Here is a 19,460-nt window from a genome sequence, read left to right as displayed (position 1 = left end):
CTTTTCCGAGAAGTAAGAGGCTTTTACCGATTATCGATTACTGGGATTCAGTAATTATTGGCGGCCGGAGTAGTTCGGGGCTTCGGCGGTCATGACGATGTCGTGCGGATGGGATTCGCGCAAGCCAGCGTCGGTGATACGGATGAAACGGCCACGTTCCGGCATTTCGGCGATGTTGTGGGCGCCGATGTAGAACATGGACTGGTGCAGGCCGCCGATCATCTGGTACAGCACTGCATTCAGCGGTCCGCGGTACGGCACTTCGCCTTCAACGCCTTCCGGAACGACCTTGTCGTTGGAGGTGACGTCAGCCTGGAAGTAGCGATCCTTAGAGTAGGACTTCTTGCCGCGCGGAGCCATGGCGCCGAGGGAGCCCATGCCACGGTACAGCTTGTACTGCTTGCCGTGCAGCAGCACCTTCTCGCCCGGAGCTTCCTCGCAGCCTGCGAGGGTGCCACCAAGCATGACGGTGGAGGCACCGGCAACCAGAGCCTTGGCGATGTCGCCGGAGTAGTGAATGCCACCGTCGGCGATGCACGGCACGCCAGCGGCACGGCAGGCCTGAGCGGCCTCGTACACTGCAGTGAGCTGCGGTACGCCAACACCGGCCACCACGCGGGTGGTGCAGATGGAGCCTGGGCCGACACCGACCTTGACAGCGTCAACACCGGCGTCGATCATGGCCTGAGCGCCCTGACGGGTGGCTACGTTACCGCCGATGATGTCAACGCCCTTGAACGCGGAATCGGACTTCAGGCGACGAATCATGTCGAGAGCCAGCTTGGCCTCACCGTTGGCGGTGTCGACCACGAGCACGTCCACGCCGGCTTCCATCAGAGCGGAAGCACGGTTGTAGGCGTCGCCCAGGAAGCCGATGCCCGCGGCGACGCGCAGACGACCCTGCTCATCCTTGGTGGCATCCGGGTACTGCTCGGTCTTCACGAAGTCCTTCACGGTGATCAAGCCGGTGAGGTGGCCTTCATCGTCGACCAGCGGCAGCTTCTCGACCTTGTACTTGGCCAGCAGGTCGTGGGCGTCTTCCTTGGAGATGTTGGACGGACCGGTGATGAGGTTTTCGCGGGTCATGACCTCGGAAACCTTGAGGCGGTCGTAATCCTCGGATGCGATGAAACGCATGTCGCGGTTGGTGATGATGCCGACGAGCTTGTTGTCGTTGTCAACAACCGGCAGACCGGAAATATGGAAACGACCGCACAGCTTGTCGAGATCAGCCAGCGTCACGTCCGGGCTGACGGTCAACGGATCGTTGATCATACCGGATTCGGAACGCTTGACGATGTCGACCTGAGCAGCCTGGTCGTCGATGGAAAGATTGCGGTGCAGCACGCCGATGCCGCCATTACGAGCCATGGCAATGGCCATATCGGACTCGGTGACGGTGTCCATTGCGGCGGAAATTGCCGGGACCTTCATCGTGATGTTGCGGGTCAGATGGGTGGTCGTATCCACTTCGGACGGAATGACATCCGTCTCGTTCGGCAGCAGCAGCACATCGTCATAGGCGAGGCCAAGCTGTGCGAAAATCGGAGGAAGTGGAGCGTACGTGGAATCTGCATTCATATCAGGAATTGTAGCCATAAACTTACTATATGAACGCGGGCTGACTTAGCGCGACACGGCAAAATCAGCAGTAAACAAAGGCGCCATGAAAGTCAACCAATGCCGCTAGGCAAAGCGTTTAATCATTTTTGCCGTACTTCGATGACCGCAACGCGGCGTGCCTGCTGGCGTCCGCAGCATCCTCTTCCAGTATCTCAGGAATTCTATGCTTTAAATACGGATGCATAGTGGCGACGGTCAATACCACAGCCGCAATCAGAAATCCGATAAGCACATACTGCGCCTTGAAAAACAGCGTCATAATCGAGCTGAAGGCGATCAGCGCGGCCCACCCCCACAGAATCAGCACAGCACCCTGCACGGAATGCCCGATACGTAGCATGCGATGATGCAGGTGCATACGGTCCGGATGCATTGGCGACTGCCCCTTACGCAAGCGGCGCACAATCGCAAGACACATGTCGAGGATCGGCAGGAACAATACCAGAATCGGCAGCAGAATCGGCATGAACACCGGCAGATAGATGCTGGCATGAATGCTGGCGGGATCAAGGCGACCGGTCATCACAATCGAAGCGCAGGTGATCAGATAACCAAGCAGCATGGAACCGGAGTCCCCCATGAACAGCTTCGCCGGATGCCAGTTATGCAGCAGAAAGCCCACGCACATGCCAACCATGGCAATGTCAATCAGCGTTGCCATCGAAGCGTATGAAGGCGAGTTGCGGGCGATGATGTACGAATAAATGGCGAACGCGATACCGCCGATCGCCACAATGCCCGACGACAAGCCATCCAGACCGTCCACGAAATTGACCGCGTTAATGGACGCGACGACCAAAAACGCGGTGATGGCCATCGACAGGCTCGGCGATGCCGTCACCAACGAACCAAGCGGAAGCGAAATGATCTGCAAGCCGCCCCATGCCACAAACACGGAAATCAGCAGCTGGCCGGCAAGCTTGAGCATCCAATCAAGATCCCACAAATCATCGGCCATGCCCAGCAGACTGATCATAACGGCACCGGCGAGAATCACCCACGCCTGTTGCGATTGCGCGAACAATCCCTGAATGAACGGAATGCGGGATGCGAACAGCATCGACACAGTGAAGCCGATCAACATGCCCAAACCGCCCAGTCGCGGAGTTGGAATGGTGTGCACGTCTCGCGCACGCACTTCGCCGACTGCACCGATCTCAATGGCGATATGGCGAATCAGCGGCGTGATCAGATAGGTGACGCCACCAGCAATCGCAGCAATGAACAGATAGATTCTCATACGCCCAAAGCACCGCCATTCAACGTCAAGGCCTTCCGGATAACCGGTTCGCGAATCACTCCCTCTCGAAGAATCGCAATGCCGTCACGCCCATGCGGGTCGGCTGCCACCACTGTGGAAGCCACATGTCCGGGGGTCGCTCCCCCATCCAAATACAAATCTACCGCATCGCCGAGCGCCTGAACGGCCTCGTCAACGGTTTGCGCGCTTTCATCGCCGGAACGGTTGGCGCTGGTGGCGGCCAACGGACCGGTAGCACGCAAAACACGTAATGCGGCCGCGGAATTCGGAATGCGCACGCCTTGCGTGGCCTTTCCTGTGGCGGAATCCGTACGCACCGTGGCGAGCGTGCAGTTGTCGCCCGCCACAGCGATCGGAGAAAATGCGCCCGGCATGAACATGGCGGACAGGCGGTTCAACGGCACCGGCAAATCCAAATGCAACTTCTCCAGGCTTTCAATAGACGGCAACAGCACCTGCAACGACTTGTATTTCGGGCGTTGCTTCGCCGCGAACACCTTACGGATCGCCTCAATGTTGCGCGGATCGCACGCAACGCCGTAGACCGTGTCCGTAGGAATCACAATCAATCCGCCGTCACGTACGATTTCGACAGCCTGGGCAAGGGATTCGTCTGAAATAGCGCGAATCTCGCTCATGACACCTCCCTTTTCGGCTTGCTGACCCCACCATTGTAAGGCAGGATTCTTCAGCTACGTTGAAACTGACCTTATGCGCCCAGATACGCCTTGCGCACCTGCTCGTTGTTCAGCAGCTCTTTGGCGTCGCCTTCCATCGTGATACGGCCGGTTTCCAGCACATATGCACGGTCTGCGATCGACAGCGCCATCTTGGCATTCTGCTCAACCAACAGAATCGTGATGCCCTGCTCGTGCAGTTTGCGGATGATGGAGAAGATCTCCTTGACGAGCTTCGGGGACAGACCCATGGACGGTTCGTCCATGAGAATCGTCTTCGGATGGCTCATCAGCGCGCGGCCCATCGCGAGCATTTGCTGCTCGCCACCGGACAGTGTACCGGCTTTCTGGTTGCGACGTTCCTTCAGACGCGGAAACAGACCGTAGACCATGTCAAGGTCCTTCTTAAGGCTCGACTGGTCCTTTAGGCTGAACGCGCCCATTTCGAGATTCTCCTCAACGCTCATGCGTGTAAAGACGTGACGGCCTTCGGGAATGTGAGCCATGCCGAGGGTCACGATCTTGTTGCTGTGAGTTTTCAGCAAGTCCACGCCGTTGTACATCACGGAACCGGATTTAGCCGGCACCAAACCGGTGATGGTGTGCAGCGTGGTGGTTTTGCCTGCGCCGTTCGCGCCGATCAAGGACACAATCTCGCCATCCTTCACGGTAAAACTGATGTCCTTGACGGCTTCGATGGCACCGTACGAAACGGAAAGGTTCTTGACTTCCAGCATCAGGCTTCCTCCTCGCTTTCGTCATCTTCGTCATCGGAACCAAGGTATGCGGAAATGACCTGCGGATTGTTGGCAATCTCATCCGGCGTGCCGGCTGCGATGGTGCGTCCGTAGTCGAGCACCTGGATGCGCTGGCAGACGTTCATCACCAAGCTCATGTCATGTTCGATTAGCAGGATGGCGATACCGAAACGGTCGCGGATGGTGTTGATGCAGTTAAGCAGATCCTCAGTTTCTGTCGGATTCATGCCTGCGGCCGGTTCGTCGAGCAGAAGCAGCTTCATGCCGGTGGCGAGAGCGCGTGCGATTTCCAGCTTGCGCTGGGCGCCGTACGGCAGATTCGCGGCTTCAGTTTCCGCCAGACCTTCTAATCCGAAGATCTTGAGCAGGTCGATGGCTTTGGCGTGCATTTCGCGTTCCTGCTTCCAGAATTTCGGCGTGCGGAAAATCGCGCCACCCATGCGGTAGCTGAACGATTCGTTGAACGCAACCAGCACGTTCTCTTCCACCGTCATCTGACCGAACAGACGAATATTCTGGAAGGTTCTGGCGATTCCGGCACGCACTACCTGGTACGTCTTCTTGCCGTTCATGCGTTCGCCGTCCAGGAAGAACTCGCCTTCCGTAGGCTGGTACACGCCGGTCAGTAGGTTGAACACAGTGGTCTTGCCTGCGCCGTTCGGTCCAATCAGACCGATGAGCTCACCGGAGTTGATGGTCATGTTGAAGTCGGATACGGCCTTCAAGCCTCCGAAGGTGATGCCGAGATGCTCGGCCTTGAGGATGGGCTCGCTCATGCCTTCGCCTCCTTGGTAGTGGTGACCGTCTCAGCGACCTTTTCAGCGGTTTCGACTTTTTCAGTCGTCTTCTTAGCGCTCTTGCCGGATTCCTTGGACACCTTGACCTTTTCAACGGTTTCGGCCTGCTTCGGCTTACCGTGTGCCTTGAACTTCATCGGGTAGAACAGCTTGTTGATGGTCTTGGTCAGGGAGAATTCCCAGTTGCCGAAGATGCCTTGCGGTCGGAAGATCATGATGAGCACCAGTGCCACCGAGTACACGAGCATGCGGTAGGTGGAGAAGGCGCGCAGCAATTCCGGAAGAATCGTCAGGCCGATGGCGGAGACGATGGAACCGGTCAGCGATCCCATACCGCCGAACACCACCATGATCACGTAATTGATCGACTGCAGCCATCCGGCCATGGACGGATTCAACGAACCGATGTACTGTGCGAAGATGCCGCCGGCGATGCCTGCGAAGAACGCGGAAATCGCAAATACGAGCACCTTCATGTAAGTGATGTTGATGCCGGATGCGCTGGCCGCGATCTCGTCATCGCGGATGGCCTTGACGGCACGTCCGTAACGGGAGCGGGCGAACATGAACAGCAGCACCACGGTGACGACGGTAATCCAGAACACGACATACAGGTTGGCGAGACGGTCGATGCCGATCAACGCCTGTCCTGCGGCGCCCTTGTCGAGACCCATGCCGCCGGCAACCTTCAGGTTCTGGATGATCACGCGGATGATCTCACCGAAGCCAAGCGTGATGATGGCGAGGTAATCGCCATGCAGACGCAATGCAGGGATGCCGACCAGAATACCGAAAATGCAAGCGATTACACCACCGACGAGGGTGGTAAGCAGGAATCGCAAAGTCGGATCCATCGCAACGCCATTGGCGACGAGCAGCTTGCTCAGCAAAGCGGCGGAATACGCGCCGATTGCCTCGAAACCGCAGCAGCCCAACGTAAGCTGGCCGAGCACGCCGATAGTGAGGTTCAGCGAAGTGGTCATGATGATGGCGATGCAGATGGTCATCATGATGCCTTTGATATAGGCGCTGGCCATGCCGGATTCACATACGCCCATCAGGATGCCGAACAGCACGACCACGCCGATCGCGCACATCAGATAGGACTGTTTGGTGGAAAGCATTGATTTCTTCATGGGATCACACCTTCTCTGTTTCCGGTTCGCCCATCAGGCCGGATGGCTTGACCAGGAGCACGATGATGAGGATACCGAACACGATGGCGTCGGAGAACGCGGACGTGATCACACCTCCGGTGATGGTGCCGATATACGCCTTGGTCAGGCTTTCGACCACGCCGATCACCAGACCGCCGACCATAGCGCCCGGAATGGAGCCGATACCACCGAGCACGGCCGCGACGAATGCCTTCAGGCCCAGCATCGCGCCCATCATCGGAGACACCTGCGGATAGGAAATGCAGTACATAAGCGCCGCCACCGCAGCCAGGCCGGAACCGATGGCGAAGGTCAGCGTGATGGTGGAGTTCACGTTGATGCCCATCAGAATCGACGCTTCCTTATCTTCGGAAACCGCACGCATGGCCTTGCCCTGCTTGGTGTGGGAGACGAACAGCTGCAGCGCGACCATGATGATGACGCCGAGCGCGATGGTGATGATGGTCGCACCGTCGATTTTCAGCTTGCCGAGCGACAGCGTCGGAATCTGGATGATCGTTGGCACAGTCTGGTAATCGGCGCCGAAGATGGCCTGGGAGCCATTCTCCAGCAACAGGCTCATGGCGATTGCGGTGATGAGGGCCGTCATGCTGTTGCCCTTCTCACGCACCGGCTTGTATGCGGCCCTCTCCACGATGACGCCCACCGCCACGCACATGAGGATCGCAGGAATGACGGCCACCCATGCGGGCAGGCCGAACGCGACGATTGCCGGAATGGTAAGCATCAGCACATATGCGCCGACCATGATGAAATCGCCGTGCGCGAAGTTGATCAAACGAATGATGCCGTACACCATGGTGTAGCCAAGTGCCACAAGCGAGTACACGCTACCGATCTTCAAACCATTGAAGATCTGACTGACGAACATGATGATCTGATCGCCCATCATTCCTCCTTTCAAAAATTTGTCTGCCGTCAGGCTCTCGAACCCGACGAATGTGGATAAAAACGCCTTGATACGCGAAAGGGAGAGAACCGGTTTCCCGGTCCCCTCCTCTTATATGCTCAGGCTTTCAAAATCCTTGCCTTCAAGCAGATGGAAATCACTTGGATGGCTGGATGGTGGTCTTGTACTGAGGCTTGCCGTCCTTAAGCTCAAGGACGATGACGGACTTCTTCGGGGAGCCCTTCTTGTCGAGCGTGAAGTTACCGGTCACGCCTTCGAAGCTCATACCGGAGATAGCGTTGCGCACAGACTCGCGGGTAGCGTTCTTACCGGCCTTCTCGATCGCCTGAGCCATCATGTACACGGAGTCATAGGCCAGTGCGGTGAAGGTGTTTGGATCGGCGTTCTTGTTGGCCTTCTTGTAAGACTTGATGAAGTCCTGCACCTTGGCGTTGGAGGCGTCGTCTGGAGAATAATGGGTGGTGTAGAGCACATTGTTGTACAGCGACTTATCGTCGGTCATCTTCAGGCCATCGTAGCCGTCAGGACCCATCACATAACCATCGTAGCCGACGGAACGGGCCTGCGGGATGATGTACGGGCCAGCAACGGAGTAATAGTACGGAGCGTACAGGAACTCGGCGCCAGCGGCCTGAATCTTCTGCAGCTGGGAGGAGTACTCAGTGTCGTCGGCGCTGGAGGAATTCTCCTCTGCCACGACCTCAAGGCCGGCCTTCTTGGCGGCATCGGCGAAAGCCTTGCCCACGCCGGAGGAGTACGGGTCGCCGGTGCCGTATAGCACGGCGACCTTCTTGACCTTCAGGGTCTCGGCTGCAAACTTGGCCGCAATCTCACCCTGATAGGAATCCTTGAAGCAGGTGCGGAACATGTAACCACCGGTCTCGATGGAGTCGGAGGTGGCGGCCGGAGCGATGGCCGGCAGCTTGGCCTGATCGGCCAGCGGAGCCACTGCTGCGGTGGTGGAGGAGATGGTCGGACCGAGCACGCCGAGCACGCTGGCGTCACCGGCGAGCTTGTTGAAGGCGTTGGAGGCTTCGGTGGCGTCGCCCTTATCGTCCATGGACTCGAGCTTGACCTTCTTGCCGTTGATGCCGCCCTTGGCGTTGATCTCGTCCACAGCCAGCTTGAAGCCGGCGACTTCGGCCTCGCCGTATGCGGCGGCAGTACCGGAGTTGGTGGTGATGGATCCCAGCGTAATGGTATCGCTGTTGGCCGCACTACCATTGGAGCTGCTGGAATCGTCCATGCTGCCGCCAGAGCAGGCAGCGAGGGACATTGACATTGCGCCCGCCGCGATCACGGCAACGCACTTGGCGGAGAACTTGACGTTCATTCCGTTCTTCCTCTTTTCTTGAAAATGCCGCACATTCCTCTCAACGCGCACCATGAAAGCCATTCATGTTCATCTCAATCCCGTGCGCGGAACCGCAATGGCCGCTTATGGCTGCCATCCGTTCTTCATGTGCATTCCGATTGTTCTTTATAGCCCGACGGGCAGCGCCATGCATAAAATGTTCTTATAGTGAGACTCAACTTCCGGCTATATCTTCACCGGCATGCCGTGAAACGTCTTGTATTATCCGATTTCTTGCTTTTCTGCCGTCAGATAACGCGGACGACCGGTGTAATCGTTGTGCACAACGACATCGACGAAATCGCAAGTACGTGCAAAAGCGGCAAGCCGCTCCCCCTGCGTGACATCGTGTTCCATTACCATGAGCCCGCCTGGCTTGAGCAGTTTCGAAGCGCGTGAGATGATGCGCTCCGGAATGAGCGTACCATCCGCGGAACCGCCATACAGCGCCAGATCGGGATCGTAATCGCGTACTTCTGGCTGCTGCGGAATGCTCGCAAGAGGCACATACGGGGGGTTAGTGAGCACGATATCGACGGTGCCGTCAAGCTGGTTCAGTGTCGGCATCTGCGTGGCGTCGGCGATTTCCAGATGATAATTACCTGCGATCGCCGGATACCGTTTCGTGGTTTCGTCAAGATTGCGACGCGTCCATTGCGCGGTCCGTTCGCTTTTTTCGACGGCCCAGACTTCGCTGCCCGGCACTTCCGTGGCGAAAGCAAGGCCGATCGCACCGCTACCGGCGCATAAATCGACCACTTTGGCACGGTACATGCCATGCCGGGTGGTCCATTCGATGCCTTCCTGCACCACCAACTCGGTTTCAGGACGCGGAATGAACACGCCCGGTCCGACTTTCAGATCGAGATAGCGGAACGGCGCATGGCCGGTGATGTGCTGCAATGGCTCACGTTTGGCTCGACGATCCACCATGGAATGGAACCGTTCCATGGCCGCCGCGACGGTATTCCCGGTGGTTTTCGCATTCGCCCAAGCGCCCGATTCTGTAGAAACGGACGCCAAGGCAATGTTCAGATGCTCGACGTCGTCTCCCATAAGCATGGCCTTGTCCACGTCCCGCAAATCGACGTGGAAGGCTTCGGCAAGCAGCAGTTTGACGTCATGTTCCGGAGTGTCGACACCCGCCGCGCTCAATATGGCCGCGGAGGAACGCACCGTTTCGAATACCGTAGCCACAACCACGCCTTACTTCTGGTTGGCGAGACGATCGGCCTCATCCGCCTGGATGTCGGAATCGATGACGGCCTGCAAATCGCCGTCAAGCACGGCGTCAAGATTGTACGCCTTGTAGTTCGTACGATGATCGACGATACGGTTCTCCGGGAAGTTGTACGTGCGGATTCGTTCGGAACGATCCAGTGAGCGCACCTGGGAGTGACGCATGTCTGCGGCCTGTGCGGCTTCCTCCTCGTGCTTCATGGCGAGCAGGCGGCTCTTCAACACGCGCAATGCGGCCGCACGATTCTGAATCTGGCTCTTCTCATCCTGCATGCTCACCACGATGCCGGTCGGAATGTGGGTCATACGAACGGCGGAATATGTGGTGTTCACGGACTGGCCACCCGGGCCGGAGCTCATGAAGATGTCGATTTTCAGATCCTTCTGATCGATTTCAATCTCATCATCGTCTTCGTCGGCTTCCGGGAACACAATGACACCAGCCGCGGAAGTTTGGATGCGACCCTGCGATTCGGTGACGGGAATACGCTGCACGCGATGCACGCCACCCTCATACTTGAGGGACGCCCATACGCCATCTTCCGGCGCAGGAGTACCCTTGGCACGAATGGCAAGCTGCACGTCTTTGACGCCACCCAGCTCGGTGGTGTTTTCGCTTTGCACGGCAACCGACCAGCCACGCTTTTCCGCATATCGCATGTACATGCGCAGCAAGTCGCCCGCGAACAGCGCTGCTTCCTCACCGCCGGTGCCCGCCTTGATTTCCATGATCGTGTCACGCGCATCATCGGGATCGCGCGGAATCAACGCGGTGCGCAGCTTCTCTTCCGCCGCTGGAAGCTCGCTCTCCAAACGTTTCGCCTCTTCCGCGAAATCCGGATCTTCGGAAGCCATTTCCTTGGCTGCCTCCAGATCGTCTTTCACCTGCTTGTATGCGGTGTATGCGGAAACGATGACGCCCAACTCAGCGTGACGACGTCCCAGCTTACGCATCTTATCCGGATCCGACGCGACTTCCGGCTCGGCCATCTGCTGTTCGATATTGTGATATTCCTCAAGTGCGGTAACTGCCGCGGGGAACTGCTCGTCTGCCAATGTACGCCTTTTCTGTCTGCTTATAAATCTGCGCTTCAGCGTGAACGCTTCGCTGAACTCCACTCAACCTATCCATCATATAAGGTGCCTTGGAAACGCTGCCGAAGCGCGGTATTTCGCGGGCATTCCACACATCTTACGAATATCCCAATCACATGCACGCAGCGCATGCGCATCCGTTGCATAATGAAAAACGCCAGCCCACAATCGGACTGGCGTTTTTCATTGCCTAAGCAATAAGACTCACTTGGCCTTCTTGCCGTAACGCTTCTCGAAGCGTGCCACGCGGCCACCGGTGTCGAGGATCTTCTGCTTGCCGGTGTAGAACGGGTGGCAGTTGGAGCACACGTCGACGGTCATGTGATCGCCGTTGTAGGTGGAACGGGTGACGAAGGTGTTGCCGCAAGAGCAGGTGACCTGCACTGCGTGATAATCAGGATGGATACCCTGCTTCATAGTTTGTCTCCTAGAGATTCGGGGGACCCGGGTCGCAACGCCCCTATGGCATCGCGTGAACCGGATAACCTTTCGGATTGTATCAGAAGCCTTGACTTTACGAAAGAGTGGGGCGTCACGGGCTTGAACCGTGGACCGGCGGATTATGAGTCCGATGCTCTAACCGACTGAGCTAACGCCCCACGTTGCAACATGCGAACATGCCAACTCGGTAAGTTTAGCAAATGGGTGGACTAGTTTTGCCCCATGAAACGCAACGGGTTGTCGATGAAGCGTCGCAAGCCAATCTCAGCCGCGCCCATCAAGGCTGGACGGTCGATGACATCGGCCACGAGCACGCTCGCCTCGACTTCCGGATATGCCAGCACTTGCGGGCGTACCGTGCGTTCGATTCTGCAGATTAGTTCAGGCTCGAAACGCGCCCATAAACCGCCGAGCATCACCACGTCGACGTCGCAGACATTGATGGTTGATGCGATTACGGAAGATATGGCTTCCAACGCTTTTTCAACAACGGCCACGGTTTGCACGTCGCGCTGGTGCCAACGGTCGATCAGTTCGTCGATGGCACTGCGGGTCGCGGCGGCATCGCTGCTGGCGATTCCGGCCGCACTCACCATGGAACGCCTGCCCGCATACACTTCAAGGCAGCCGCGACGGCCGCAACGGCAGATGGGACCACGCATGTCGACGGAAACATGGCCCAATTCGCCGCCAAAACCGTGATCGCCGCTCACCACACGTCCCTCACGGATCACCGCACCGCCGATGCCCACATCGGTCGACATGTAGATGAACGAATCGGTCGGCTTGATCTGCCCCGAACCTTCACGCTGCGTGGCATATCCAGGAACCTGCGCCAATGCAGCAGCATTGGCCTCATTGCAGGCAACAGGATCAAGTCGTTTGACCACATTGAACTGTTTGAGATCCAAACGTTCCCAACCGAGATTGCGTGCGCCCAGCAATCGCAAATCATCGGTGACGAGACCCGGCAATGCCAAACCGGTACCGGCAAGCACATAACCCTTCCTCGCAAGAGCATCTTCCTGCCGCAAAGCCAGTTCATCAAGACGGGCGAAAATCTCCTGTTCGTCGGCATTGGCCATATCGGCGTCAACCCATTGCTCCCCCACAACGGAACCGTCGAGATCGAGCACCACCACGCCGTAGCCGTCGGTGTTGGCCTGTAATCCCATGCCGCACAGGCGACCAGACTTGATTTCAAGCGGAATGCTGGGTCGCCCATACAGCGACTGGCCGGATGGCGCGCCCTCCATCAGAATCTCATTGTCGAGCATCAACGACACCAGCACCGACATGGCGGCTTTGGTCAAGCCGGTTTTCTTGGCGAGATCGGCGCGACTCATCGGCTCGGTGGCACGCAATAGCGAATCGAGCACCACGGAAAGATTATGGTTTCGCAAATCGTCTTGATTGATACTCCGCAGTGAAGCCATGGCTCCCTCTTTCTCGACGCGTCTTCGCGGGAGAAGCGCACCGTCTCTATAGTCAAATCACTTTATGATGGTACACTAGACATTATAGTTCATTCATCTAACTAAATGAGGTGGCGGACGGTGCGAATTCCTTGCACTTCGTTGCGCCAGCTCACTGCAAGGAGACACAATGACTCGAACTCTCGTGGCTGGCGTCGACACCTCGACCCAGTCCTGCAAAGTGCGCGTGACCGACGCCGAAACCGGTGAAATGGTGCGCTTTGGCCAGGCCAAACACCCCAATGGCACGTCTATCGACCCGAAATTCTGGTGGGACGCGTTCCTCGAGGCAGCCCAGCAGGCCGGCGGACTTGACGATGTTGAAGCACTGGCCGTTGGCGGTCAGCAGCACGGCATGGTGATTCTCGACCAGCAAGGCAACGTGATTCGCGACGCCATGCTGTGGAACGATATAAGCTCGGCGCCACAGGCCGCGGCCCTCATCGAAAAGATGGGCGAGGCCCCCGCCGAAGAAGGCGAACCGGAAGATGTGATTGCACGTGGTAAGCAGCGTTGGGTCAAGGCCGTTGGCTCCTCTCCCGTTGCTTCCTTCACGCTGACCAAGGTGGCGTGGGTGGCTGAAAACGAACCGGAAAACGCTAAGAAGATCGCTGCGATCTGCCTGCCGCACGATTGGCTGAGCTGGCGTATCGCCGGCTACGGACCGGTCGCGGAAGGAGAGGACGCACACTTGGAAGCGCTGTTCACCGACCGTTCCGACGCTTCCGGCACCATCTATTACGATGCCGCTTCCAACGAATACCGCCGCGATCTGATCGCCATGGTGCTTGAGCCAGCGGAAGGTACCGAAGCGGCACGCAAGCACGCCAACGCAATCATGCTGCCGACCGTGCTTGGACCGCACGGTGCCGCCGCAGTCAAGGCAAGCCCGGAAATCGCCGGCAAGAACGTTGAGGGTGGTTGCATCATCGCACCGGGCGGCGGCGACAACGCCATGGCGTCCCTCGGACTTGGCATGAGCGTGGGCGACGTTTCCGTTTCATTGGGCACTTCCGGCGTGGCAGCGGCCATTTCCGAAAATCCGACCTACGATCTGACCGGTGCCGTTTCCGGCTTCGCCGACTGCACCGGCCACTACCTGCCACTGGCCTGCACCATCAACGGATCGCGCATTCTTGACGCCGGCCGTGCAGCCCTCGGCGTCGACTACGACGAACTCGCATCCCTGGCATTCGCTTCCGAACCGGGCGCCGGCGGTATTACGCTGGTGCCGTATTTCGACGGCGAACGCACGCCGAACCGTCCGGACGCGACCGCAACCCTTTCCGGCATGACGCTGGCCAACACCACACGCGAGAACATGGCCCGCGCGTTCGTCGAAGGCTTGCTGTGCTCCCAGCGCGACTGCCTAGAGCTTATCCGTTCGCTTGGCGCTGAGATTTCCCGCATTCTGCTTATCGGCGGCGGCGCGAAGTCCGAGGCAATCCGCACGCTCGCGCCGAGCGTGTTCGGCATGGACGTGACCCGCCCGACCACCGACGAGTATGTTGCCATCGGCGCCGCCCGTCAGGCCGCCTGGGTGCTGTCCGGCGAAACGGAACCGCCCGCATGGCCGCTCACCATCGACGGCGTGGAAACCGGCGAGCCGACCGAAACCGTGTACGAGGCCTACGTAAAAGCACGCGGCTAATCAATCAGCCATCGTGAATCCGGCATGATCCAACACGAAAAATGGGTGCCGTCACAGCCAAACCGTGACGGCACCCATTTGCATCAAAATCACAATCCTCAGAAACACTATTCAGTGCACAAACCAGTACTGGCCCCTATTCACCAACACTCTCGAGTGCATCAGAAACGGGCCTCCCCAATTCATTCCCGGAATGCGGACTGACCGGGATTGGCGCTGCCAGCCGCATCCGCCTGTTGCTGTGCGTACTGTCTGTTGGCATCATCGATTTTTGATTGAAGAAGCACCGTTTGCACGGCCTGTTTCACTGCATCGGATTGCAGCTGATCCTGTTTGCTTTCCAATTCCGCACGACGATTCTCGCCTTGCACACGCAATGCGTCCAAGGAATCTCTAACATCCTGCGCGTCCGACGCGGCAGACAACGCAGCTGCAGCTTTAGTATCGGCATCAGACTTGAGTTTGGCGATGCGTTGTTCGATGGCCTTCAGACGCTCGCCACGATTCATGGACACATTCAGATCATCAGCATCCGCAGCCGCAGTATCATTAGCTGCATCAGCTTTCTCTTGAGCTACTGGAATCTGAGTATTCGTCGTCATCGCCTTTCTTGACGGCGGCGTTGTAACGAAAATTAGTGCATTCATTTAACTTACTAAGCGCATATCTAAAAAGAGCATTTCTTTCAAATCTTTCTACATCAATCTTAGATATAGAAAGAATCGAAAGAAATACTATACGTAAGCTTCTGATTCTTCACGACACGCCAATGGAGATCAAGATTTAATTCCGTAACGAATGCGTTGAAGCGTAACGTCAGATGATGCCCTCGACATCGGCGAAGGCAGGATCGCGTTCGGGAATCTCGCGGATTACATGCGCCGGATTGCCGACTGCGATTGAATTGGCGGGAATGTCTCGCGTAACCACAGAACCCGCGCCGATAATGGAATTCGAGCCAATCGTGACGCCAGGCGTGACCGTAACGTTCGCACCAAACCACACGTTGTCACCAATCGTCACCGGCAAAGCATGTTCCCAGCCAGCCAGTCGCGTTGCCGCATCCAAGGCATGATTCGGCGTGGCAATGGTACAACGCGGGCCGATCAGGCAATTCTCGCCAAGCGTTACATATCCGCCGCCGCACACCATGAAATCCTTGTTCAAGAACGTGCCGCGGCCAATGGTCAGGCCGATGCCATAATCCACATTGAATGGCGGCGTGAATTGTACGCCCTCCCCCACGTCGGGAACGAGCTCGTGGAACAGGCGGTAGGCCTCGTCAGGATTATCGAAGAAGATGCGGTTGATCGTGGCGCAGGTACGCATGGCCTCGCCAGTAAACTTCGGCAGCGACTTCGATTTGCGGTATTGCGTCGGCTTGCCGGCGAACAGCCTAGTCAGATCCTCGTCGGACGCGATCAGCGTCTCCGTCTCCTTCGTCATGCCCGTCTCCTTCGTCACGATTTTCACCACGCTATAGTGAGCGCTCACACTATACTATATTCATCTACTTGACCTGGCATACGACATACTATCCGATGTATCGTGGCATCCGCCGAGCAGCATGTATCGTTGGCCATTGGATCCGCATGCCGGACATTCGGGCAATCCGGAACCGTTCGGATCGCCCGTCGCCGCGAAATTCGTCCAATACCGAATCATGACACGAGACAAATCGTAATGCGCCAACGGGAAGGCTTGGCATAGGGGATGCCACGAAACACGGTAATTACAGAGTCCGTATCGGAGAATCCATCGACGAGTCCTTGTCGAAGCGCGACCTGCCTACGCATGAATCCCCTTATCATCGTCCGTGGGCAATGTCAGGCGGAACGGCGGAATCAGCATGCCGTCGCCGTCGCAGATGAGCCCGGATTCCGGATTGTTGCTCCACGCGTACCGCACCTCATCTGGCCTGCGCGCCGTCATGCGCGCCACGATATCACAGCCGTCCAGCCATGCCTCGGCCCGCGCGAATGTGGCGCAGTCACGCCATAGAAATTCGATTTCCTGGGGAGCGTCACCATCCAACGTCATCAGCCGGCGGCTCTCCGATCGGATCTGCTCGTCCGAGCGACTCCGCCACACACAGTGCATCCGCAACAGATCTCCGCAGACCTCGATGGTTTCCACGGCCGGTTGAGGCTGAGCCTGGCGACCGTATACCAAATCCATCGCGGCATTGAACACGCGATCCGCGACGAGCTTCTTGTCATACGGATGTAGATCGTTGCCCTCGCCGGCGTCAAGCGTCACCACCGTCGCAACGTTTTCAAGTTCGTTCGCGACGTTCCACTCCTGTTCGCGGACGAGCGGCCAGCCTCCATCCTCAATGGCGTCGATGTCGAATTTTGGAAGCTGGACGATCAGAAACGGCATATCCGGCTGATGCCATTTGACGCGCCACAATTGAATCATGGCCTTCAGCTCGTCACCATATCGCATGGCGCGATCGCCGGTATTCGATTCGCCCTGATACCACAGCACGGCCCGCACCGCATATGGAAAGCACGGGGCGAGCATGGCATTGTACAGGCCGGTCGGCTTCCATCTGACGAAATCCTCGAATGGGCAATCGCGGTCAGCTTCGACGCCACGCCATCGCCAAGATACGGCTCAAGGTCAGCGAGCGCTTCGGGGAACGCCCGCAATGCGTCGGCATCCATCCAGGATTCAATCGGCGATCCGCCCAATGAAACGTTCAACAGGCCGACGGGCGCATTCAGCCACTGACGGATTCTGCGTCCGAAGAAATAGGCGAGCGCGGAGAAATCTCCAAGGGTTTCCGCATCGCACCCCTGCCAGAACGCATGGTCATGATCGTTGCGGGGACCGTTGAAGTCACAATCGGGAATCGCTTTGTATTGCCGCAGCAATGGGTCAGGCTCACGATCCCACTCCAGCGGATAGTCCGCACGCACCCAAGCCATGGGCAGTTCCATGTTCGACTGTCCCGAGCACAGGAACACTTCTCCCGCATAGCATTGGCGCGAGATGCATTCGGTTCCGTCCTCATAACGCACCGTCAAATCGTACGGTCCGCCTGCTTTGATCGGACCGTACGGCACGCTCCATGAGCCGTCGTCCCCTACCCGCGTAGTCCGGTCCTTGCCATCGAGGCGTACCAGCACGCCGCGTCCAGGGTCGCCGGCGCCCCAGATATGTATGGTTGCACCGGCCTGCAGCACGCAACCGTCGTCAAGCAGTTTCGGCAATTGCAAAACCATGCTCGTCCGCTCCTCATTGCCCATAGAATTCAATCCCGTCGAGTATGCCGGCTGACGGCGGACGCTCTGTCGCCAGCCGGCACTGTCTACTGGTTATCGGAAAGCTCCCGATAGTCGAAGTAGTCGAATTCGGCCTGCGCGTCGTAGCCGGACAGATCGACGCAGGCAAGTCCCACGAACGCGCCGGTGAAGAAGCCGCCGTAACGTTGGTTCACGTAATCGTCGGACAGGATCTTCGCATCGAGCCTGACCGGAATCTCGGTGAAATGTTCTCCGTCAAAGGAATATTCGTAGGAATAGTATTCCGTGCGGACCTTGGTGCGCAGCCATACCGCCTCAGCCTCTTCGGGCACTACGATGGCGTCATCCTTGAGGAACGACGTATATTGGTTGAAATCGTTCTGAGCCACTTCGATGACCCTTGCATGTCGTTTCTCATCCCAAGTGACAAACGCCCACGACCAGCATAGGTCGTCGTAATAGTTGGTCAGGCCTGCCATCTGCATGTAATTCTTCGGATCGAAACGCACCTTGGTTTCAGCGTCGAAATCAAATGCCTGCCAGCGACGAGCCACAAGAGACAAGTCAAACAGGTTGCACAGCGAGCCCTGACCACGCAATGCCAGTTTGCCACCACCCACCGTGCCCATGGCGGCGGTGAACGGGACGCGTAGAGTGTTCCAATTCGGACCGAGCTCGCCAGAATCGAACTCATCATGTTCGTCACGCGTCGTTGGGGCCAAAGTCTCGATGGCATCTTTCGGAGCATCAACGTAACGCTGTCCGCCGTGACCTCCGACCACGCGCGGCCAACCGTCCTCATCCCATTCGACTTTCTGGATGGAGGTCTCGCGTCCGAGTGTGCACCATCCGCGGGTGCCATGGGCCGGTTCGGTATCATGACGCCACGGACGACCGCATAGGGAGGCGTAATACCACTCGCCGGACGGGGTGTCCACCAACGCTCCATGGCCCTGCTTCTGCAAATAGGTGTCAGGAGTGTCGAAGTTACCGATGAACGGGCCATTCGGCATAACTTCGAAAGAGTATTCGTCAAGGGTACGAGAACGCGCCACAGATTCCTGATGTTCATACACTGTGCCGCCTTCTGCGGCAAACAGGTAGTACCAACCATCCTTCTTGTATAGGTGGGGACCTTCGGTAATCTTCACCGAGGTGCCATCCCAGATGGTGCGGGCCGTTTCTGGCTTGAGCTTCATGGTGTCGACGTCGAATTCCGTCAATGTGATACCGTCGAACTGGTGGTGGTATTCACGGAAATCCCATGTCTGCTGCACCAAGTATTTGCGGCCGTCATCGTCATGGAACAGGCTGGCGTCAAAACCGACCCCGTTGATGCGAATCGGCTCGCTCCATGGCCCGTGGATGTCCTCGGCGGTGACCAAATAATTAGTGCAATCCTTGAATGCACCATTGACCACCTTGACATCAGTGTAGATCAACCAGAATCTGCCATCCGCATAGCTTAGGTCAGGAGCCCAGATGCCTCCCGAAGAGGGGTTTCCTCTCATATCAAGCTGGCTGCACCGGCTCAACGGGCTTGGAAGAATGTTCCAATGCACCAGGTCCTTGGACTCATGCAGGCGAACGCCTGGAAACCATTCGAAAGTGGAATTGGCAATGTAATAAGTGTCACCGACGCGAATCATTGAAGGATCGGCATGAAAACCGGTGAGCACCGGGTTGGAAATCTTCATAATGTACCTCTTGCATAAGAGATGAAGCCCGGGAGACGGAAAGGAACATCTTC

17 protein-coding genes, 1 tRNA gene and 1 pseudogene are annotated in these 19,460 nt (G+C 57.5%); 1 reads left to right on the top strand and 18 read right to left on the bottom strand.

Annotated features, from left to right (window positions below):
* Window positions 1-54: 54 nt before the first annotated feature.
* The 13 genes from guaB to BBKW_RS02385 all read right to left on the bottom strand — a co-directional run bounded on the left by guaB (window position 55) and on the right by BBKW_RS02385 (window position 12,769).
* Window positions 55-1,599 carry an IMP dehydrogenase gene (guaB, locus tag BBKW_RS02445; protein ID WP_003835694.1) on the bottom strand — a complete coding sequence of 515 codons (1,545 nt, stop codon included), beginning with the start codon at window positions 1,597-1,599 and terminating at the stop codon, window positions 55-57.
* A 100-nt stretch (window positions 1,600-1,699) separates the two neighbouring features.
* Window positions 1,700-2,863 carry an MraY family glycosyltransferase gene (locus BBKW_RS02440; protein WP_033500923.1) on the bottom strand — a complete coding sequence of 388 codons (1,164 nt, stop codon included), beginning with the start codon at window positions 2,861-2,863 and terminating at the stop codon, window positions 1,700-1,702.
* The gene (locus tag BBKW_RS02435) at window positions 2,860-3,522 is read right to left on the bottom strand and encodes an L-threonylcarbamoyladenylate synthase (protein ID WP_033500922.1); all 663 of its coding nucleotides are present in this window, start codon (window positions 3,520-3,522) and stop codon (window positions 2,860-2,862) included. The genes BBKW_RS02440 and BBKW_RS02435 overlap by 4 nt, the downstream gene beginning before the upstream one ends.
* A gap of 71 nt (window positions 3,523-3,593) precedes the next feature.
* Complete coding sequence (locus BBKW_RS02430; RefSeq protein ID WP_003835690.1) at window positions 3,594-4,298, bottom strand: ABC transporter ATP-binding protein; 705 nt, start codon at window positions 4,296-4,298, stop codon at window positions 3,594-3,596.
* A complete protein-coding gene (locus BBKW_RS02425) occupies window positions 4,298-5,095 on the bottom strand; it encodes an ABC transporter ATP-binding protein (protein WP_033500921.1) in 798 nt (265 codons plus the stop codon). The genes BBKW_RS02430 and BBKW_RS02425 overlap by 1 nt, the downstream gene beginning before the upstream one ends.
* On the bottom strand, window positions 5,092-6,252 hold the full coding sequence (locus BBKW_RS02420; RefSeq protein WP_033500920.1) for a branched-chain amino acid ABC transporter permease: 1,161 nt from the start codon (window positions 6,250-6,252) through the stop codon (window positions 5,092-5,094). Before BBKW_RS02420 ends, BBKW_RS02425 begins: the two co-directional genes overlap by 4 nt.
* 4 nt (window positions 6,253-6,256) lie before the next feature.
* Complete coding sequence (locus BBKW_RS02415) at window positions 6,257-7,183, bottom strand: branched-chain amino acid ABC transporter permease (protein WP_128832382.1); 927 nt, start codon at window positions 7,181-7,183, stop codon at window positions 6,257-6,259.
* A gap of 157 nt (window positions 7,184-7,340) precedes the next feature.
* Complete coding sequence (locus BBKW_RS02410) at window positions 7,341-8,537, bottom strand: ABC transporter substrate-binding protein (protein WP_033500918.1); 1,197 nt, start codon at window positions 8,535-8,537, stop codon at window positions 7,341-7,343.
* 243 nt (window positions 8,538-8,780) lie between these two features.
* Window positions 8,781-9,755 carry a peptide chain release factor N(5)-glutamine methyltransferase gene (gene prmC / locus BBKW_RS02405; RefSeq protein ID WP_033500917.1) on the bottom strand — a complete coding sequence of 325 codons (975 nt, stop codon included), beginning with the start codon at window positions 9,753-9,755 and terminating at the stop codon, window positions 8,781-8,783.
* Window positions 9,756-9,764: 9 nt separating this feature from the next.
* The gene (gene prfA, locus BBKW_RS02400) at window positions 9,765-10,853 is read right to left on the bottom strand and encodes a peptide chain release factor 1 (RefSeq protein WP_033500916.1); all 1,089 of its coding nucleotides are present in this window, start codon (window positions 10,851-10,853) and stop codon (window positions 9,765-9,767) included.
* A 243-nt stretch (window positions 10,854-11,096) separates the two neighbouring features.
* The gene (rpmE, locus tag BBKW_RS02395) at window positions 11,097-11,309 is read right to left on the bottom strand and encodes a 50S ribosomal protein L31 (protein ID WP_003808371.1); all 213 of its coding nucleotides are present in this window, start codon (window positions 11,307-11,309) and stop codon (window positions 11,097-11,099) included.
* A gap of 108 nt (window positions 11,310-11,417) precedes the next feature.
* Window positions 11,418-11,491, bottom strand: a tRNA-Ile gene (locus BBKW_RS02390).
* Between the two features lie 51 nt (window positions 11,492-11,542).
* A complete protein-coding gene (locus tag BBKW_RS02385) occupies window positions 11,543-12,769 on the bottom strand; it encodes an ROK family protein (RefSeq protein WP_033500915.1) in 1,227 nt (408 codons plus the stop codon).
* A 169-nt stretch (window positions 12,770-12,938) separates the two neighbouring features.
* Here BBKW_RS02385 and BBKW_RS02380 point away from each other — a divergent pair, with 169 nt between their 5' ends.
* Window positions 12,939-14,459 carry a xylulokinase gene (locus BBKW_RS02380; protein ID WP_033500914.1) on the top strand — a complete coding sequence of 507 codons (1,521 nt, stop codon included), beginning with the start codon at window positions 12,939-12,941 and terminating at the stop codon, window positions 14,457-14,459.
* Between the two features lie 182 nt (window positions 14,460-14,641).
* Here the strand turns inward: BBKW_RS02380 and BBKW_RS02375 are convergent, their stop codons facing one another.
* The 5 genes and pseudogenes from BBKW_RS02375 to BBKW_RS02360 all read right to left on the bottom strand — a co-directional run bounded on the left by BBKW_RS02375 (window position 14,642) and on the right by BBKW_RS02360 (window position 19,407).
* A complete protein-coding gene (locus BBKW_RS02375) occupies window positions 14,642-15,061 on the bottom strand; it encodes a hypothetical protein (protein ID WP_033500913.1) in 420 nt (139 codons plus the stop codon).
* Between the two features lie 214 nt (window positions 15,062-15,275).
* Window positions 15,276-15,905, bottom strand: a complete 630-nt coding sequence (locus tag BBKW_RS02370) for a sugar O-acetyltransferase (protein ID WP_033500912.1) — start codon at window positions 15,903-15,905, stop codon at window positions 15,276-15,278.
* 60 nt (window positions 15,906-15,965) lie between these two features.
* Window positions 15,966-16,136 (bottom strand): carboxylesterase family protein, encoded by a 171-nt coding sequence (locus BBKW_RS10060; protein WP_267489580.1) that lies wholly within the window; start codon window positions 16,134-16,136, stop codon window positions 15,966-15,968.
* A gap of 111 nt (window positions 16,137-16,247) precedes the next feature.
* Window positions 16,248-17,713: pseudogene (locus BBKW_RS11250) on the bottom strand (sialate O-acetylesterase).
* Window positions 17,714-17,775: 62 nt separating this feature from the next.
* On the bottom strand, window positions 17,776-19,407 hold the full coding sequence (locus tag BBKW_RS02360; RefSeq protein WP_033500911.1) for a glycoside hydrolase family 43 protein: 1,632 nt from the start codon (window positions 19,405-19,407) through the stop codon (window positions 17,776-17,778).
* Window positions 19,408-19,460: the final 53 nt, after the last annotated feature.

Origin of the sequence: Bifidobacterium catenulatum subsp. kashiwanohense JCM 15439 = DSM 21854 (assembly GCF_001042615.1) — a bacterium.
Lineage (GTDB): Bacteria > Actinomycetota > Actinomycetes > Actinomycetales > Bifidobacteriaceae > Bifidobacterium > Bifidobacterium catenulatum.
Note: the sequence above shows the minus strand (reverse complement) of the source record. Positions and strands in the feature narration are given on the sequence as shown.